12 protein-coding genes and 2 tRNA genes are annotated in these 17,427 nt (G+C 53.6%); 7 read left to right on the top strand and 7 right to left on the bottom strand.

Annotated features, from left to right (window positions below; translation table 11 throughout):
* Positions 1-58 precede the first annotated feature (58 nt).
* From MMC1_RS09810 to MMC1_RS09790, 5 genes are all read right to left on the bottom strand, one after another.
* Positions 59-3,907 carry a DUF3683 domain-containing protein gene (locus MMC1_RS09810; RefSeq protein ID WP_011713570.1) on the bottom strand — a complete coding sequence of 1,283 codons (3,849 nt, stop codon included), beginning with the start codon at positions 3,905-3,907 and terminating at the stop codon, positions 59-61.
* 303 nt (positions 3,908-4,210) lie between these two features.
* Positions 4,211-5,428 (bottom strand): 6-phosphofructokinase, encoded by a 1,218-nt coding sequence (locus MMC1_RS09805; protein ID WP_011713569.1) that lies wholly within the window; start codon positions 5,426-5,428, stop codon positions 4,211-4,213.
* 336 nt (positions 5,429-5,764) lie between these two features.
* Positions 5,765-9,283 (bottom strand): tetratricopeptide repeat protein, encoded by a 3,519-nt coding sequence (locus MMC1_RS09800; RefSeq protein ID WP_011713568.1) that lies wholly within the window; start codon positions 9,281-9,283, stop codon positions 5,765-5,767.
* Positions 9,284-9,417: 134 nt separating this feature from the next.
* Complete coding sequence (locus tag MMC1_RS09795) at positions 9,418-10,683, bottom strand: amidohydrolase family protein (RefSeq protein ID WP_011713567.1); 1,266 nt, start codon at positions 10,681-10,683, stop codon at positions 9,418-9,420.
* A 270-nt stretch (positions 10,684-10,953) separates the two neighbouring features.
* A tRNA-Val gene (locus MMC1_RS09790) sits at positions 10,954-11,028 on the bottom strand.
* A 329-nt stretch (positions 11,029-11,357) separates the two neighbouring features.
* On the opposite strand from MMC1_RS09790, the gene MMC1_RS09785 reads away from it, so the two are divergent.
* Together MMC1_RS09785 and MMC1_RS09780 are read left to right on the top strand one after the other, a co-directional pair.
* A tRNA-Thr gene (locus tag MMC1_RS09785) sits at positions 11,358-11,433 on the top strand.
* Positions 11,434-11,531: 98 nt separating this feature from the next.
* A complete protein-coding gene (locus tag MMC1_RS09780; RefSeq protein ID WP_011713566.1) occupies positions 11,532-11,981 on the top strand; it encodes a hypothetical protein in 450 nt (149 codons plus the stop codon).
* Positions 11,982-12,051: 70 nt separating this feature from the next.
* Here MMC1_RS09780 and MMC1_RS09775 read toward each other — a convergent pair whose 3' ends face one another.
* The gene (locus MMC1_RS09775) at positions 12,052-12,570 is read right to left on the bottom strand and encodes a hypothetical protein (protein WP_011713565.1); all 519 of its coding nucleotides are present in this window, start codon (positions 12,568-12,570) and stop codon (positions 12,052-12,054) included.
* Positions 12,571-12,885: 315 nt separating this feature from the next.
* On the opposite strand from MMC1_RS09775, the gene MMC1_RS09770 reads away from it, so the two are divergent.
* Positions 12,886-14,295 carry a DUF4139 domain-containing protein gene (locus MMC1_RS09770; RefSeq protein WP_160162693.1) on the top strand — a complete coding sequence of 470 codons (1,410 nt, stop codon included), beginning with the start codon at positions 12,886-12,888 and terminating at the stop codon, positions 14,293-14,295.
* A gap of 455 nt (positions 14,296-14,750) precedes the next feature.
* A complete protein-coding gene (locus MMC1_RS09765) occupies positions 14,751-14,963 on the top strand; it encodes a cold-shock protein (RefSeq protein ID WP_011713563.1) in 213 nt (70 codons plus the stop codon).
* Between the two features lie 171 nt (positions 14,964-15,134).
* Here the strand turns inward: MMC1_RS09765 and MMC1_RS09760 are convergent, their stop codons facing one another.
* Positions 15,135-15,593 (bottom strand): YaiI/YqxD family protein, encoded by a 459-nt coding sequence (locus MMC1_RS09760; protein WP_041641122.1) that lies wholly within the window; start codon positions 15,591-15,593, stop codon positions 15,135-15,137.
* A 440-nt stretch (positions 15,594-16,033) separates the two neighbouring features.
* Here MMC1_RS09760 and soxX point away from each other — a divergent pair, with 440 nt between their 5' ends.
* The 3 genes from soxX to soxZ all read left to right on the top strand — a co-directional run bounded on the left by soxX (position 16,034) and on the right by soxZ (position 17,426).
* A complete protein-coding gene (gene soxX, locus MMC1_RS09755) occupies positions 16,034-16,486 on the top strand; it encodes a sulfur oxidation c-type cytochrome SoxX (protein WP_011713561.1) in 453 nt (150 codons plus the stop codon).
* 54 nt (positions 16,487-16,540) lie between these two features.
* Positions 16,541-17,032, top strand: a complete 492-nt coding sequence (gene soxY, locus MMC1_RS09750) for a thiosulfate oxidation carrier protein SoxY (protein ID WP_011713560.1) — start codon at positions 16,541-16,543, stop codon at positions 17,030-17,032.
* A gap of 61 nt (positions 17,033-17,093) precedes the next feature.
* Positions 17,094-17,426: a thiosulfate oxidation carrier complex protein SoxZ gene (gene soxZ, locus MMC1_RS09745; protein WP_011713559.1), complete on the top strand. Its 333-nt coding sequence runs from the start codon at positions 17,094-17,096 to the stop codon at positions 17,424-17,426.
* Position 17,427 lies beyond the last annotated feature (1 nt).

Genomic DNA, 17,427 nt, shown 5'->3' with positions numbered 1-17,427 from the left:
CATCATGTTCGGCCCGCAGGCCGGAATAACAGGGGGCGCAGCCGCCTGAAGTAACGGGCTAGAGCAGGATTTTCTCCATCCAACCATTTTGCACCTGACGCTCAAGCTGCTGTTGCCAATCGGCCCCCAACAGCAGATCTGCCAGCTCCTGCACCACATAGCGGGTTTTGGTGTGGGTGGTGTCGCTGTAGCGGGATAAACCTTGCACACAGGCCGGGCAGGTGGTCAACAGGGTAACCGGTTGCTGGCTCTCCAACGCCAGGGCTTGGCGGCTGTTGCGGATGGAGGCTTCCTTAATAAAACGTACCTGGGTCGATACATCGGGACGGCTTACCGCAAAGGTGCCTGCCTCGCCACAGCAGCGGTCGGTGTGGGCAATATTGGCCTGGGTGATGTTCTTAACCACCTCATGGGCATCATACACTTTAGAGGGGGTGTGGCAGGGGTCATGGAACAGATAGTTGCGCCCCGTCCCTTTATCCCCCAGGGTGATCCCCTTTTCCATCAAAAATTCGTGAATATCCATCAACCGGCAACCAGGAAAGATGGCCTCGAACTCATACTTTTCAAGCTGGGTCAAACAGGTCCCACAGGAGACCAGCACGGTTTTGATGTCCAGATAGTTTAGCTGGTTGGCGACGCGGTGAAACAGCACGCGGTTATCGGTGGTGATTTTGCGGCTCAACTCCTCCTGCCCAGCCGAGGCTTGTGGGTAACCACAGCAGGCATAGGTGGGGGGTAATACCGTGTTAACCTTAACATGGTTGAGCATGGCCAGTACTGCCATGGAGACCTCGCTAAATAGGCGCTCGCAGCCACAACCCGGGAAGTAAAATACGGTTTCACGGCCTTCATCGCGAGAGTGGGGGTCGCTTAGTAGAGGCACATAGCGGCCATCTTCCAGGTTAAAAGCGTTGCGCATGGTGGTGGGCGGCAGATGTTCCGGCAGCGGTCGCCTGATAAGGTGCATGGCTTGTGTATGCACAGGGGGGCGGCCAGTGCTGTTGCCGGGCAAGGGCTCTTTATCGGTGCCAACGTGCAGACTGTTTTTCGCCAAATTATGGGCCAAACGTTGGGCTTTAAAACCCCCGGCAATCACGGTGCTGCGCATAAACTTGATGGTTTTAGGCTCGTTGGTATTAAGGAACTGCATGGCCAACTTGCTGCCCAAACTGCTAACCCGCTGCTTGCGGTTATTCAGTACCCCGCGCATGGCCATGGTGACTTTGCCAAAGTCGATATTAACCGGGCAGGGGTTAAAACATTTATGGCATACGGTGCAGTGATCCGCCAGATCGTTCATCTCCTCAAAATGGCGTACGGAGATGCCGCGCCGGGTCTGCTCTTCATAAAGAAAAGCCTCGATCATCAAGCCTGCGGCCAAAATCTTATTGCGCGGTGAATAGAGCAGATTCGCCTGGGGCACGTGGGTCGAACAGTGGGGTTTGCACTTGCCGCAACGCAGACAGTTGCGCACCATATCATTAAGATCACCCAGGGCGCTCTCACGAAGAATCAGGGCCTCTTGCTGGACCAGACGCAGAGAGGGGGTGTAGGCCTCGGAGAGGTCAAAGCTTTGGGTCAATTTGCCCCGGTTAAAGCGGTCTGCCGGGTCCATGTGACGTTTGTATTCGCGAAAAGCCTCGCGGGCCTCTTCACTGATATATTGGGCTTTGGTGATGCCAATGCCGTGCTCCCCAGAGATCACCCCACCCAGCCCGGTCGCCAACGCCATAATCTGGTCCACCACCTCTTCAGCGGAGGCCAGCATTTGGTAATCGTTGGAGTTTACCGGGATATTGGTGTGAATATTCCCATCGCCAGCGTGCATATGCAGCGCCACAAATAGACGGCTGGAGCGTACCTCTTGATGGAGATGGTCTAGGTGACTGCGTACCCCGTCCCATAGTTCACCAGAGAGCAGGTTTTTCACCGGCCCTGCCACCTCACTGCGATAGGAGATGCGGAGAGCGTGGCGCAGTAATAGATTGAGCAAGGGCTCCTGTGGGGTATAGGCTTCCACCGGGCGTTGCGCAAGCAGGGTTTGCATGTCACCACAAGGGGTATCCAGGTTGCCCAAAAAACGCTGCCATTGGTGGGCAATAGGGTCCAAAATTTGAAGGGCAGCCTCCACCTTGGTATGAATGATCCCTTTGCTCTCTGAACTGGCGGGATAGCCCTTGGGCAGGTGCTTGCCGAATGCCCCCGAACTTAAATAGTGGCGAATGGTGGCGATGACCCGCAATTTATTGTGGATGGAGTGCTCAATATTGATGCGCTCAATGCCCGCACTGTACTCTGCCAGCTTATCCAGGGGGATCACCACATCTTCGTTAACCTTAAAGGCGTTGGTGTGGGCGGCAATGGCGGCGGTACGGCTACGGTCGGCCCAAAAACGTTTACGGGCGGTGGGGGTGATCGCGATAAAACCCTCGCCATTGCGGGCCTGGGTTAGCTTAACCACATGCTCAGCTGCCGCGTGTACCTGCTCTTCATCATTGCCGACAATGTCAGAGATAAGCACCATCTTGGGCTGCTGCTGGCGGGAGGATTTGGTATTGTAACCCACCGCTTTGATATAGCGATCATCCAGATGTTCCAGACCAGCACAGCGGGTTTCACCGGCTCCGCCGTCCAGATACTCTTTAATTTCCACAATAGCGGGAACCGCCTCGGAGAGGTCGTAACCAAAAAATTCCAAAGCCACCGTGCGGGTGTGGGCGGGCATTTTATGCACCACAAACACCGCGCTGGTGATCATGCCATCGCAGCCCTCTTTTTGGATGCCCGGCAAGCCCCGTAAGGTTTTATTGGTGACATCTTTGCCCAGCCCCGGCTTACGGATCTCATGGGCGGGAATGGTGATCAAGTAGGGCTCGTCTGTTGGTGTTCTACCATCGGCCCCATAACGGGAGACGCGAAAGGTAGCCTCGGGCACATCGTGTATCTTGCCAAGATTGTGGTTAAGGCGTGTAACCTCCAACCAATTGCCAGTGGGTTCCACCATACGCCAGGAGAGTAGATTATCCAGGGCTGTGCCCCACAAAACCGCCTTTTTACCCCCTGCGTTCATGGCGATATTGCCGCCGATGGTGCACGAGCTTTGCGAGGTGGGGTCGACTGCAAACACATAGCCGCTTTGAGCAGCCACGTTGGATACATGTTGCGTCACCGCACCAGCCCCGCAAAATAGGGTGGCAACCTGGTTCTCGACACCGGGGGCATCTCGGAGCGTCACCGGGTCGATCTGAATCAACTTTTCCATGTTGATCACAGCGGTGTTTTCATACAGGGGGATTGCAGAGCCCGTATAGCCTGTACCCCCCCCTCGGGGCACGATAATAAGATCCAAATCAATGCAGGCCCGCACCGCTAAAGCGACTTCGGCTTCCGTATCTGGTGTGAGCACAACAAAGGGATAAGCGACCCGCCAGTCCGTGGCATCGGTTACGTGGGCTACTCGGGCGGTACCAGAAAAATCCACATTATCCTTGGGTAGATCCCGGGCAAAACGCCGGTGGGCATCCTCCCGCAGTTTGCTTGTCTCACGCAGCCAGCGGTCAAACCGGTAGACCGCCTCCTCGGTATTATCAATCAGGGTGTGCACCTCGGTGGTGGGGTCGTATTTTCCGGCCCGTTCGCGCATCTGTTTGATGCGATCCCGTAGGGTTTGGGTCATGGAGGCTTGGCGCGTGGGATCGGCGAGCAGATCGTCCTGAATCAGGGGGTTGCGCGTGACCATCCAGATATCGCCCAAGATCTCAAATAACATACGTGCACTGCGACCGGTGCGGCGCTGTTTGCGCAGTCGGTTAAGCGCCTCCCACATGGACTCACCTAGCAGGCGAATAACAATTTCCCGGTCAGAGTAAGAGGTGTAGTTATAAGGGATCTCGCGCAGACGCATGCGGTATTCTCCAGAACCATCTTCGAGCGATGGTGTCGCAAATGCTTAATCTATCTCAAGGTATCGGCTTAGCGTAGCGTGTATTTATGTCTGGTTCCAGGGAAGATGTACGGGCGGAAAACAGAGCACGGGGGCTACGCACAAACAGATCAACGCTGATGAGAGCTTCAAGATTGATATGAAGTTCCTTTTTGTACCTCAGACCGGCCAAAAGATCAAACCTTGATGCCTCTCCAGAACAAAACAACCTTTCCCCAAGTAGATAGAGGAAAGGTTGTTTCGACGCTTGTGGATAAACTGGGTTTATTTATGCAGAATTTTTTCTACCATGGGTGCCATCAAGCGGGCGGCATGCTCCAGGGGGTTGCTGCCCAGCAGCGGGCGCAGATAGTGGATAAAGTCGGCGGTCACGTCATTGCTGGCGGTGGTGATAAAGTTATCGGCCATCACTTTGGTGAGTGCGGCGACCTCTTTAACATTGGCCAACTCATAGGCCGAAGCATAGTTGCCAACCCGTTTGATAGTGATGGTGCCGCTGGCGTTGTGGCGGAGAGCCTCTTGCACCGCTTTTTGGCCCACTTCGCGGGCTTCGCGGGCATCTACCTCAGAAACAATGCCCAGAAAGCTGCGCTGTAGATAGCCAAAGGTGTCGCCGCGTACCCGCTTAATGCCCAATTTGGCCTTGATTTCGTCACACAGCAGGTCAGCCAAAGCACCGGTGCCCGAAAGCTGCACGTTGCCGTGGGCATCCCGCTCCACATTTTCTTGCAATTTGGTCACAATGGGGGTGCCTTCGGCATCATGCACACCCTCAGAAACCGCGACGATACAGCGCCCATATTTGTCGTAGGTGCTTTTGACGTCGGCCAAGAAGGTATTCATATCAAAGGTGCGTTCGGGGACATAGATCAGGTGAGGGCCATCATCGGCAAATACCCGCGCCATGGCAGCAGCCCCGGTTAAAAAACCGGCATGGCGCCCCATAACCACCCCTACATAGACGCCGGGCAGGGCCCGGTTATCCATGTTGACCCCGGCAAAGGCGCAGGCGACAAATTTGGCCGCCGATGGAAAGCCCGGTGTGTGGTCATTGGCCATGAGGTCATTATCAATGGTTTTGGGGATGTGCATGGCGGTAAATTCATAGTTGGCCTCATCGGCAAACTCTTTAACGATGCGCACGGTGTCAGAAGAGTCGTTGCCGCCGCAATAAAAAAAGCTGCGGATGTCATGGGCCTTGAGCACTTTGAACATCTCAGCGCAGTAGGCGCGGTCGGGCTTGTCGCGGGTGGAGCCTAGGGCAGAGCTGGGCATCGCCGCGACCCGCTCCAAATTACCGGCGGTCTCCATGGAGAGATCCATAAAATTTTCGTCAACAATGCCCCGTACCCCGTGTACCGCACCATAGATGCGATCAACCTGGGCATAGCGTTGGGCCTCCAACACCGCCCCGACCAGGGACTGGTTGATGACCGCCGTGGGACCGCCACCTTGTGCGATGAGAACTTTACCGCTTTTCATGCAGATCTCCTAATGGGCTGATGTGTGGCCCGCATCGGCCACCTGGAAACTTACCGGCGACAGCGGGCCAAAACTGCCCCCATAGTACAACGCCCTGAGCATGGGTAACACCCTTTGTGCTGTAAAGAGTTGAAGAATCTTCTATGACATAACGTAGATGCCACCGCTTGGTTTGAATAAACTCAACGCGTGAAACAAACTTTTTAAAAGGTTCCGCTTGAATAAAAGGGCCGCAAGCGAGGAAATGCCTCAGGCATACAAGCCTTAACCACGCCCAACCAATCCCAACGGCGCACGGGTGGCCGGGGTTGGTTGGGCAAAGAGGGTGAAGCTTTGTTAGGACATCATCTTAATGGGGATGGTTTTGGGTACGGGGAAAATTTCTGCAATCAAGCTGTGGCCTCGATCTTTGCTGTAGAGCTCCCATGCCTCCTGCATGATCATTTCGGCCTCATATTCGGGCATCTCGATGCTCTGAGCGATAAAGTTAAAGACCTCAAGCTCTTGGTGGGCATCGGGATTGCCAATCTCCACATCAATGTGGTAGCTAATGCCAATTAAGCGCATCGCCTCTTCCACCTTGTCTTTCTCCTTGGCAAGGCGACCCAATTGAAAGAATGCCGCTGCTTCTCCCCGACGATCATCCAGTTTTTGTTTGAGCAAGAGTGCCTTTTTAAGGTGTAACTCGGCCTCTTTTAGCGCACCACTGTTGAGGTGGATGGTGGCCAACTGGTGCAGCACAAAGCTTAATTGCGGGGCAAGCACGGGCTCTTGTTCCAGATACTCCATGGCCTCTTCAAAATAGGCTTTGGCGGTGTCCGAGCTCTGTTTTTGAAAATAGATGCCCCCCAATTGTGACAGTAGCATGCCCAAATCCTGGCCATTGCCCAGCAGGCGGTAGAGTGCCAACCCCTTTTCCAGATGTTTTAAAGCCTCGGTCATATCCCCACTTTGCAGAAAGAGGATGCCCAACTGGTGCAAGGTGGCGGCGCGGTTAACCCGATTGCCAGCCTTTTTCCACAAGGGCAAGGCTGCTTGCAAATGGGTCATGCCTTGCGCCAAATCTCCTTCAGCCAAGGTTATGTTGGCCAGTTGGTTGAGGCTGGCGGCCTCACCAGCGGCATCGTGGTGCTGGTGCTGGACGGCGAGGGCCTGTTCCAGCCAGACCCGTGCCTGTTTGACATGGCGCTCCGACATCGCCATGGCCGCCATGGTTTGTAGGGCGGCCCCCTCGACCGTGGGATGTTTCCCCCCCGTAGAGGCCTCTACCGCGCGTTCCAGCCAGGTACGGGCTTCATCGGGGCGGTTGGTCTCCAGATAGAGACGAGCGATAGAGACCATGGGGGCGGGTTGCCCACTGCGTTCACGGGCATCCATGTGCAAACGAATGGCCGCTTCAATATGCCCGTGGCGAGCCAGTGCGGTGCCAACCGATTCAGAAAATTCAAAATAGGCGGCAATATCCCCCCCCTGGAAAAAGTGCTCGCGAGCCTCCAGCAACAGGTCAAACCAACTGCTGCCAACCTGCCCGCTACGGTCGCTCAGGATAAGGCTTTTAAGGATCTCCCCCATGCGCAAATGTTGGCGTTGGCACACCTCTTTGTTGACGCACAGTGCCTTGGATTGCAACGCTTCGCGCACAAAAGGGGTTAGGCGATAGAGCGGGTCGCTGGTATCGGTACCCGGGAGGGATTGGGCTACCCCGAGCTCAACCCAGCGGTTAAGGGTGGCGCTAAGATGCTCCACGGGTAGTTCGCACAACGTTTCCAGACTGGAGAGGGGTAACCAAACCCGAGTAACGGCCCAGGTTTGCCAACCAAGAGCCTCTTCCTCGGTCACGCTCTGCAAAATCTGACGCATGAGAGCTTGACCGCTGGCATCACTGCCGGGGGCGTGGTTGCTGTAGGGATCAAGGGGTACTTGGTCATGGGCTAAAATTTCCTGACAGCACTCTGCCAGTGCATCGGCGGGCAGGGTATCGGCCCAATTAAGCAGCAGCCGCACCGGCGCGAAGGTGGCCAGAAACAGCCCATAAAGCTGTTCAACGAGGGGCCATGTCAGATCCCCCGCCGCCAGCCGCTTAATGAGACCCGCATGGTTAAAGAAGCCCTTTAAATAGTCAGCTTTTGGCACGCTCTCCAGAGTAAGGATAACCGCCGTATGGGGCAGCACCGCCGCCTCCCATTGGGGTTTGATGCGGCTGGTGAGGATCAAGCGTGAAACACCACTCAGGCGCACCAGTAGGGTCGAGAGCCATTTTTTCAGTAAGGGGTCTGCAAAGGTGCCGGTTGCATTGTTCATGGAGTGATCCAGGCCATCCAACAGGATCACGGCGCAGAGACGCCGGTTAAGCAACTCCACCAAAAAGCTCAAGCGGCTCTCCAAAGTGAGCTGTTCGCTATCCAGCAGCTCATGCTCTTCATGCAGACCATGGTGTAATAACACCTGGGCTACCGCCTCGACCAACCGATGCACCGTAATAGGGTTGGCTGGGGAGCCATTCAGCACAATGGGGATATGTTGGCCACGAGAGAGGCTCCAAGCAAACAGTGCTCCCAGGGCGCTCTTACCCACCCCTTCGGGTCCATAGAGCAGCAGGGCTTGGGTGGCACCACTGTGCAGTGCCTCCTCATGAGCCATGCGCTCCATACGCCGCCCGGTGAAGGGCTGGGGTACTTTAAAAATCGCTTGATCGGGAACGGGAAAATGTTCCTGTAGCGGCTCTGGATGAATGCGCGGGGCATCGGCGGCATTGTTGATTAACAAGGAACGGGCATTTTCACCATAGAGCACGGGTGCGCCTGCATTAAAGTGGCCGCTCAAGTCGTCGCTCTGCTGGCTCTCCAGGCAGCCACGGGTTAGAGCGTGATCCAGGGATTTGCCCGCCGCCAAAGCGGCATACAAGGGGGTGAAAAAGGCAGAAGCCCCCGCCGATGCCATGGTTTTAGCGCAGGTTAGCACAAAACAGCCGCTCACCGCGCTTAACTGATGGGCAAAGGCGTGGATGGCAGCCATGGGGCTCTCCCCACTGCGGTTGATGCGGGCCGAGATCACCACCGCTTGGGCACCACTGTTGCGCAAAATCTCCTCTTCAAACTGGCTGGCTGTCACCTGTTGGGGTGCCCCTTTAGGGCCATCAAAAAGGATTACCGGCCCCTCCTGTTCATCCATCACCAGTGCGCCGTTTAGGTGGATGATATGGGGCTGAAATTGGTGTATCGCTTGGCGCAGATCATTCATGAGAATGGCATCCCCCACGCGGGGGATGATCTCGTGATGATGCACTGCCATCGCCTGAGCGATGGTCTGTAGATAGGTTCCCTCTTGCTCTGCCAAAGCAGCCGCATTGGCGTTGGCGTGGGCGATAAAAAAACTGCGCAAGGGTGCCGGGGGCAGGGTGGTACAACAGCGCACCGAATCCCGGCTGCCCGCAGGTAGGCGGCGTATATAAAGATCCTGACGCAATCCCAGCGGCGTTTCCGGGGCATCCTCCAACATGATCAGCTCAAAGGGCCAGCTCAGCGGCTGTGGGGTGTTGCAGCGGATGCTGAGCAAAAGCGGGGGCTCACCATCCATGGGCAACAGCCCGGTCAACTCAGGCCAAACGGGAGCGATAAAGAGCGCATGCAATTCGCGACTGGCCGCTTGCAGTGCGGCCTCTTGGAGCAAGAGAGGGGTGGTGGCGCGGGCGTAAGCTTGCCAGTAGCCGCTCAAAGCTGCATGCAGGGGCTGTAGCATCTCTGCGGTGAGCTTGTGCTTGCTGCCCAGTGCGGCATTTTCATGAAGCCACGAAAATTCCAGCGCATCCCCTTTTGAGGTCAGCGTTAGTGTGATTCGGGTTTCTGTCTTTAACATGATTCTCTTGCCTTCATAGCGGGGTTTAAGCCCTATCAAATAGGAAGCGCGGCTCAATAACAGCTATGCCGCTTACCGTGTATAAACGTTTGACAGAGGGGTCGCGTGGGGCTCTGCCATGGGGCTTGCCCCCCTTAACCGTTGCGACAGAGCCTATGGGCGCGGGCCTCGACCTGTTTTTTCGCTTCGGCCTCGCCCTCGATCACACGTTCATACATCACCACCCGACCTGCGACCACAGCACTACGTACCTGATGCCCCGTGGCCGCGTAGACGAGGTTGGAGGTAAGGCAGTGGTGGGGGGTGGTTTCAGTATCCCCAAGATCGAGCAGAATAAAATCGGCCCGGCTGCCAATCTCTAGCCGTCCATGTTGCCCATAGAGGGGGGTCTGTTTGCCACTGGCAATCTCCCACACCTGTTGGGCAGGGGCTGCGGTCGGATCCATCTGCTGGTGCTTCTGGATAAGGGCTAAGACTTTCATCTCTTGGAAAAGATCCAAACTGTTATTGGATGCGGTGCCATCGGTGCCCAGTGCAACGGGAATGTTACGGGCCAGTACTTTATGCAGAGGGAACACCCCACCCACTGCGAGCTTCATATTTGAGACAGGATTGGTGACGACGGTGGCCCCACTTTGGGCGATGAGATCCCATTCGGTATCATCCAAGTGCACACAATGGGCTAAAAAGGTGCGTGGGGTAAGCAGGCCCTGGTTATGCAGGTGTTGTGCTGGACGCACGCCATGTTGCTGTAGGCAGCTCTCTACCTCATGTTGGGTTTCGGAGAGATGAATGTGAACGGGCAACTGATGCTGTTCTGAGAAATTGGCGATCCAGCGCAGGGTTGCGGGGCTGACGGTATAAATGGCGTGGGGGGTAAGCACATACTCCACGCGGTCCGAGTAGCGGTTGCGCTCTTCCAGCAGGGTTTGCGCCTGCTGTTTAAATTGTGTGGCCTGCTCGGCACCGGCGACATCAATAAAGATCGCACCAACCCCTGCGCGTATACCGCTATCTTCTACGGCCTGCGCCACCCCGTGAAAGTGCCAGTACATATCTTGAAAATGCAGGGTGCCAGAGCGGATCATCTCATAGCAGGCCAGTTTGGTTCCCCAGTAGACATCTTCTTCAGTCAGCTTGGCTTCGGCGGGCCAAATACGCTGCTCTAGCCAAGCCATGAGGGGCATATCATCGCCATAGCCGCGAAAGAGTGTCATGGCGGCGTGGGTGTGCGCATTAACGAGGCCCGGTAGAATAAGCTGGCCGGTGGCATCCAGTGTGGTACGAATCTCTTTAGGCTGGGAGAGATTGCCACGCATTTCGGTAATGATACCCTTTTGGATGATGAGGTTTACCAACCCGAGATCCGGGTGTTTAGCGTTGCGAACGTAGAGATCCATTATAGACTTTCAAAATGGGGTTAACGGTTAGCGCTCTATTGTGACGGAAAGCACGCACCGCTGTCCACGGCAACTGTCATAGGAAAGGGTGGTTTATATCGTGGCCAAGCAGACCGTTCATGTGCATACGGGGGCAGGGGGCGGTGCCATTGGCTACGGTTAGCCAAAAAGCATGAGAAAGAGATTGGTAAAACAACAGGCTATGTCATGGACTGCGGAGTGTAGAAACAAGTACGGCCACCCGAGGGTGGCCGTGAATACTTGAAAAAATGGTGGGCGATACTGGGATCGAACCAGTGACCCCTACCATGTCAAGGTAGTGCTCTACCCCTGAGCTAATCGCCCGTCGCAACGGAGACGCCATTATGCAGATATTGGGCATGCATGGCAATAGATTTTTTTGGTTTTTTTGTTGGATGAGATACTTTTGTAAAAACATGGCGATAGGTGTATTTTTTATGTCCATGACTATGTGTGCGTGGGCATTTGTGGGGGTGTGAATGTTCCAGCTGATCCATGGCAAACAGATGGCTTGACCACTGGTTTTAGCCCAATCAATTGAGGTGGAGGTTGCGTTGGCCAAGATTTGGGGTTCGCGTGAGAGCAGTCACGGTGTGCCGGGTAAAATCCTCCTTGACTGTCTCATATTGGATCTCTAAGATCCGATGAAACACGCCACCTTAGCTCAGTTGGTAGAGCAGTTCACTCGTAATGATCAGGCCTTCGGTTCGATTCCGGAAGGTGGCACCAGATCACATAGAAAAAGCAGATGGCTTATGCCATCTGCTTTTTCTATGATAGAGCGCAACAACCACTAACCCGAAGCGTTCGTAACAAGTGAGTCAACCGTGCCAACTCCAAACCTAGATCCCCAGCAGCAACCCTATCTGCGACTGGCTAACGATGCTGCCATTACCCCAGAAGCGATTGAACAGACCCGTATCTATAACGGTCGTACCCTGCTGCTCATCGAGGCGATTAACCGGGACCTTAGCGGCGAGGCCCCGTTCAAAAAATACCAGTATTGGGGCGAATTGCTCAGCACCCTAGAGGCCCTCTACTTCAACATGCCCCCCGATAACGCAGCCTTTTTTGCCTCTATGAAAGCCTTGGTTGAAAAGAGCGGCCTACCTAAAGCCCGCATTAAAAACTACCTGCTCACCCTACAAAAAATCGGCATGCTGGAGATCTCTGGCAGTGGCGGTCGAGTTCTCTATCAGCTCAATCATAGCCGGCAAATGCTCATCGAAGCAGGTATTCGCGTCGAGGCCTTCGAAACCTCCACGCAGAGCCCATAGGCTTGCACCCGCAGTCGTATGAGACCTCCTTAGACATCTCTCCTGTCGCATCCGTTACACAGAAAACCCCTCAACAAACGCCATCACGGGCCTCGCCCGGAGGGGTCCCCAACAAATGCATCGCCTTGCTGCGCTGAAAGCGGTCTAACTGCTCAAATAAACAGCTGTAAGCAAATGAGATGCGCTTGACCTTCTCGATCAGCCAGCCTTGCATCTCTGCTAAATTCGGTTGTGGTATGGGGTGTTGCAAAGATAAGTTGGGCTGGATAGGGGCAACCGACCAAGGCGATTTTTGCAGCATAGCATCCTCAAATTTATACCACGCTTCTGCCTGACTGGGCTTAATCTCCAAAGCACGGCGAATGTTGATTAGTTGCGCCGCATGGGATTGATTTGAACTCATCCAACGCCCAGGACCTAAACCACCACGAAAACCCATGAAATTATGACATTGATAACCACACTGCTGCCAATGCTGCAAAATTTGCTCATCCGCAGAAGGCTGCTGTGCCTGTAGTGGCTGGCTGAACCCTAATCCAGCAACCAGTGCCGTACCTAAAATTGTGCCCATAAGATTGCGCTTTTTCATTTTACCACTCCCTTTTCCACAGGTTTAGCAGAGTTCCAAGCACCTCTTTGCTCATTCTATCACCGTACGCTACTCGCCTCTATTTATAAATATACCATTGAATGTATAAAAACAGCATACCCTGCCATGGTTGGGATGTCGCCTGCAAACCGCGACGCTCTTTTGTATGGGCGTTGCGCTTTCCCTTGCCTGTTTACGGAGAATAGCGTTTTCTTAATGCGAGTATGCCGCTGTCGAGGGCGTTTTATGGGGTCGCCACAGGAGATTATCATGTATGGTCGGGGGTGGATTGTCGTACTACTAGGTTGGCTCATAATGGCGCCTTGCACGTTAGGCGTAGCGGATGAAATATTGGCCAATGCTCAGGCACGGGAGCAGATCTCAATTACCGTCTATAACAATAACCTTGCGCTGATCCGGGATCAACGCAAGATTAACTTGCCAAAAGGGGTAACAACCTTGGCTTGGCAAGAGGTCGCGACCCAAATTCGCCCTGAAACCGCCCACCTGCGGAGTGTCGATGCGCAGCTCCCTTTGTCGGTGCTTGAGCAAAACTACCATTTCGACCTGCTCACCCGCCAAAAGCTGTTGGAAAAATTTACCGGAAAACAGGTAACGGTTATTAAAACCAATCCCATCACCGGTGAAGAACAGAGCGCGCTTGCGCAGATTCTTTCCACAGACAATCAAGATGTTGTATTGCGCATGGGGGATCGTATCGAGACCACCATTCCGGGGCGTATTGTCTATCCGGAAATCCCCAAGGATATTCGAGCCCAACCCACCTTGACGGTGATGCTCTCTAACCCTCACGCGGCGCAGCGTTCCATCGTGCTTAACTATTTAACGGGGGGTCTCTCCTGGCAGGCCAATTATGTTGGGGAACTCAACGCGCTCAATGATCATGTCGACTTAGCAGGCTGGGTAACTTTGACCAACCAAAGTGGCGCCGCCTACCAGAATGCCCAGTTCCAGTTAATTTCTGGCGCCCCTAATCAAGTGAACATAAGCAGAAATCGGCCTGTCATGGCAAAATATGGCCGAGCTGAAACTATGGTCGCCATGGCAGATAGCGCCCCTGCCTTTGCTCAAGAGTCGCTGTTTGAGTATCACCTCTATACGCTGGAACGCACGGCGACACTGTTGGAAAACCAAAGCAAACAGTTGGCTCTGTTTGGTACGGCGCATGTGCCTGTTAAAAAAGAGTTGGTGTTGCACGGTTATCCAGCTTTGCATAAGGGCGTGGTTGTGCCGCAAGAGGAAAAACCCACAGCCTACTTGGTGTTCATCAACGATAAAGAGGCCAATTTGGGCATGCCTTTACCCCAAGGTGTGGTGCGTCTGTACACAGCGGATGGGCAAGGACGTGCTCAATTTATTGGGGAAGACCGCATCGCACACACAGCGGCTAAAGCAGAAGTGCGTTTGCGTTTGGGCAGCGTTTATGATGTAACCGCACAGCGCCGCCGCACCAAATTTGAGATCATTCCCAAGCATGTACTTTCAAACGGTGCGGTAGAGGCCGCCTATGACATTGCCTTGCAAAATGGTAAATCAGAGCCTGTAACCCTCTTTGTTAAGGAGCAAATACCCGCCAACGGACGTATTACCGAGGCTTCGTTGCCCTACACCATGGAGCAGGCCGGGATGGCGGTGTGGGAAGTCATCATTCCCGCCGAAGGCAAGACGGTGCTCCACTATGGGCTTTTTGCCCCCCAAGGATAACCTGTTGCCAAGCATCCGAGGATTGTCTTGTCGGTGCTTGCCGGAATCGCCTTGCACAACGGGCGGTAAGGCTGGTTACGCTTGCAGCGTAGCATAATTTACAACACGCCTCGAACGCCCCTCTGAACGGTGTCGCAGGGCGCGTGATGTTTGTGAGCATGGTGTGACGAGGCGGCGGCGGTGCTGGGATTCTACGATTTTTAAATTCTTTTGTTTGCATAACGGCTGGGGTCTAAATTAGACTGTGCGCGAAGTTGGTATTCGTTAAAAACAGACCCCGGATTTGATAACCAGCCCCAGAGAAGCACGCATCGCACGTCCATCGTCCGCAGCTCCTTTACGGTTCTCAAAACATGCTGGTATGTCGCCCACAGGTGTGGGGCTGGATTTTACGGTGGTTATGTTCCAACGTATTGCCGCATCCCATCTTTTATCTTGTGTAGGAGTAGTAGAACATGTCTCAACGCGAAACCGGAACTGTGAAGTGGTTTAACGACGATAAAGGCTTTGGCTTTGTTGCCCGTGACAATGACAAAGGCGATGTTTTCGTACACCACTCGGCCATCAGCGGCACAGGTTTCAAGTCACTCAAAGAGGGTCAACGTGTGGAGTTTGCCGTAGTCGATGGCCGTAAAGGCCCCGCCTGCGAAGATGTGGTTGCCATTTAATCGGCACCCCCTCCGCTTTTGAATAAAAAAGACCGCCCCCATGGGGCGGTTTTTTTACGCAAACTTTGGGCAGATTGAGCGTTTGCAGCTTTGTAAACGCAGCACCACGGCAGACCTGTTTTTTTTTGGGGGGGGCTGGTCAGGGTGTTGCCCCTTGGCTGGCAAGGGTTGTTACGGTACTTGACGTTTAATGCGTTGGATGGTGTTTTCCAAAATGTTTAAAAAGCGCGAGCGATCTTTTTTTTGAAAGCTGGGGTTATTGCCGGCAATTTCCCCCATATCCCGGAGTTGACTGTTTAGATCACGCATCGCCATGGCCATACCAATGCTATCGGGATCAAACGGTTTGCCGTTATGCCCAATGACCTGGGCACCCTTTTTAAGGCAGCGTTCTGCTAATGGAATATCCGCTGTAATAACGACATCGGTGGGGCTGGCCTGTTCTGCAATCCAGTCATCGGCTTTGTCTAAGCCTGCATCCACGATTCTCGGCTTAATGTGGGGGCTTAGTGGAAGACGCATCCAGCGATTGCTCACCATAATGGCGGTAATTTGGTGGCGTTCAACCACCTTGGCGATCTCATCTTTAACGGGACAAGCATCCGCATCAACATAAACGATTATAGGCATAGAAACGTGCTCGTTAGGGTTTGCCAATGATGCTAAACCCCACATCATGAGGCAATTTGTGTGCGGGGTAAAGTGTTCATTTCCCGCATGTTCGGCAGGGTTTTATCGTGGGTCGTGCGGATCTTCAACGGATCGTTTTTTATAAAAAATTTTGTCTGTTTTTGGAAATGTATTTTTATTAGTCGCAATTTTTACAATAGGTTAAAAATATATGATTGAACCGGCGCGTGCAAAATGGGCGCATGTAGGGTTCTCACCTGATACCGCCCCCTTGTTATTGTCGTTATAGTCTTGCTCAACATGATGCAGACAAATCATGGAATGGATAAAAACGAACAGTGGATGCCGATGGTTGCTTGTTTGTAAGGATTGCGGTCATCGAAAAAAAACCTGACACCCGGTGCTTTTATTAAGCCGGGCGCACAAAAAGGGGGAACTCTATGTTATCTTTCAAAAAGTTCACACCGGTCTTCATGGCGACGGCCATGTTGGTCTCCGGCTGTGCCACCACGGGGTCAGCAACGGATGCGACCACCGAAATGGGCATTGTCAAGCCGCTGACCGATAAACCCGGCGACCCTGTGAACGGCAAAAAGCTGGTCATGGCCCGCGACAAGGGTAACTGTATCGCGTGTCATTGGCTGCCCGAGGCGACCTTTCCAGGCAATGCGGGTCCAAATCTGTATGAGGCGATTCGCAATAATGAGCGCTCCGTGGGTTGGATACGTCAAAAGATTGTAAACCCCAAGGTGGATAATCCAGACACCCTGATGTTCACATTTTATGACAACACAGGTAAGCACAATCTACGTAAAGATTGGCGTGGTAAGCGGGTTTTAGAAGCCCAAGAGGTTGAAGATGTGATCGCTTTTCTACTGACCTTGCGTAAATAACCGCGACCAACCCATACAGGCAATATGTGAGAGATCACACCAGGAGAATGAAAGATGGCTGATATGCAAATGATTGAAATGACCCGCCGTGCGCTGTTTACCGGTGCCGGTCGTGCAGGTGTCGCAGCTGCCCTGTTGGGGGGTAGTGTGGTGGTTCCTCAGAGTGCCATGGCTGCTGACCTTGATAAAGTTAAAGCTAACATTAAAGAGCACATGGGCAGCGGTGACTACCAAGAGAGTGATACCGTTAAGATTGATGCCCCAATTATTGCGGAAAATGGTGCTATGGTGCCGGTTAAAATTACCGTTGATCACCCCATGGATACCGACAACTATATCCAATCCATAGGGGTGTTTGTCGACAATAATCCCACCCCCTTTGCAGGGGTCTATGCCATGGGTCCTGCCAACGGTAAAGCGTATGTTTCTGCCCGTCTAAAGATCGGTAAGACCTCACAGGTTCGTGCCGTAGCCATGACCAATACCGGTAAGCTCATCGGTACCTCGAAAGAGGTGAAGGTGACCATTGGTGGTTGTGGCGGCTGATTTCTGCTGGTTATACCGTAAATAACAGATTGATACGAATCTTAGACGTGAGGTAACGACAATGGCTGATGTAGGAAAAGCAAAAATTAAGATGCCCAGCAGTGTCAACGCTGGTGATGTGGTTTCGGTCAAAGCGATGGTGCGTCATCCCATGGAGACCGGCAACCGTAAAGATAAAAAAACCGGTGAGAAGATCCCTGCCCACTATATTGAGGATGTCACGGCGGTCTTTAATGGTACCCAGGTGTTTGCGGCCAAGTGGGGCGCGGCGGTTTCGCAAGATCCCTTTCTGGAGTTCTATCTCAAGGTGGATAAGCCCGGCGATCTGACCCTTACTTGGAAAGATAACAAGGGTGGGGTTTTCACCAAGAGTGCCAGTGTTAAGGTAAAGTGAT

It is taken from the genome of Magnetococcus marinus MC-1 (genome assembly GCF_000014865.1).
Classification (GTDB): domain Bacteria; phylum Pseudomonadota; class Magnetococcia; order Magnetococcales; family Magnetococcaceae; genus Magnetococcus; species Magnetococcus marinus.
Note: the sequence above shows the minus strand (reverse complement) of the source record. Positions and strands in the feature narration are given on the sequence as shown.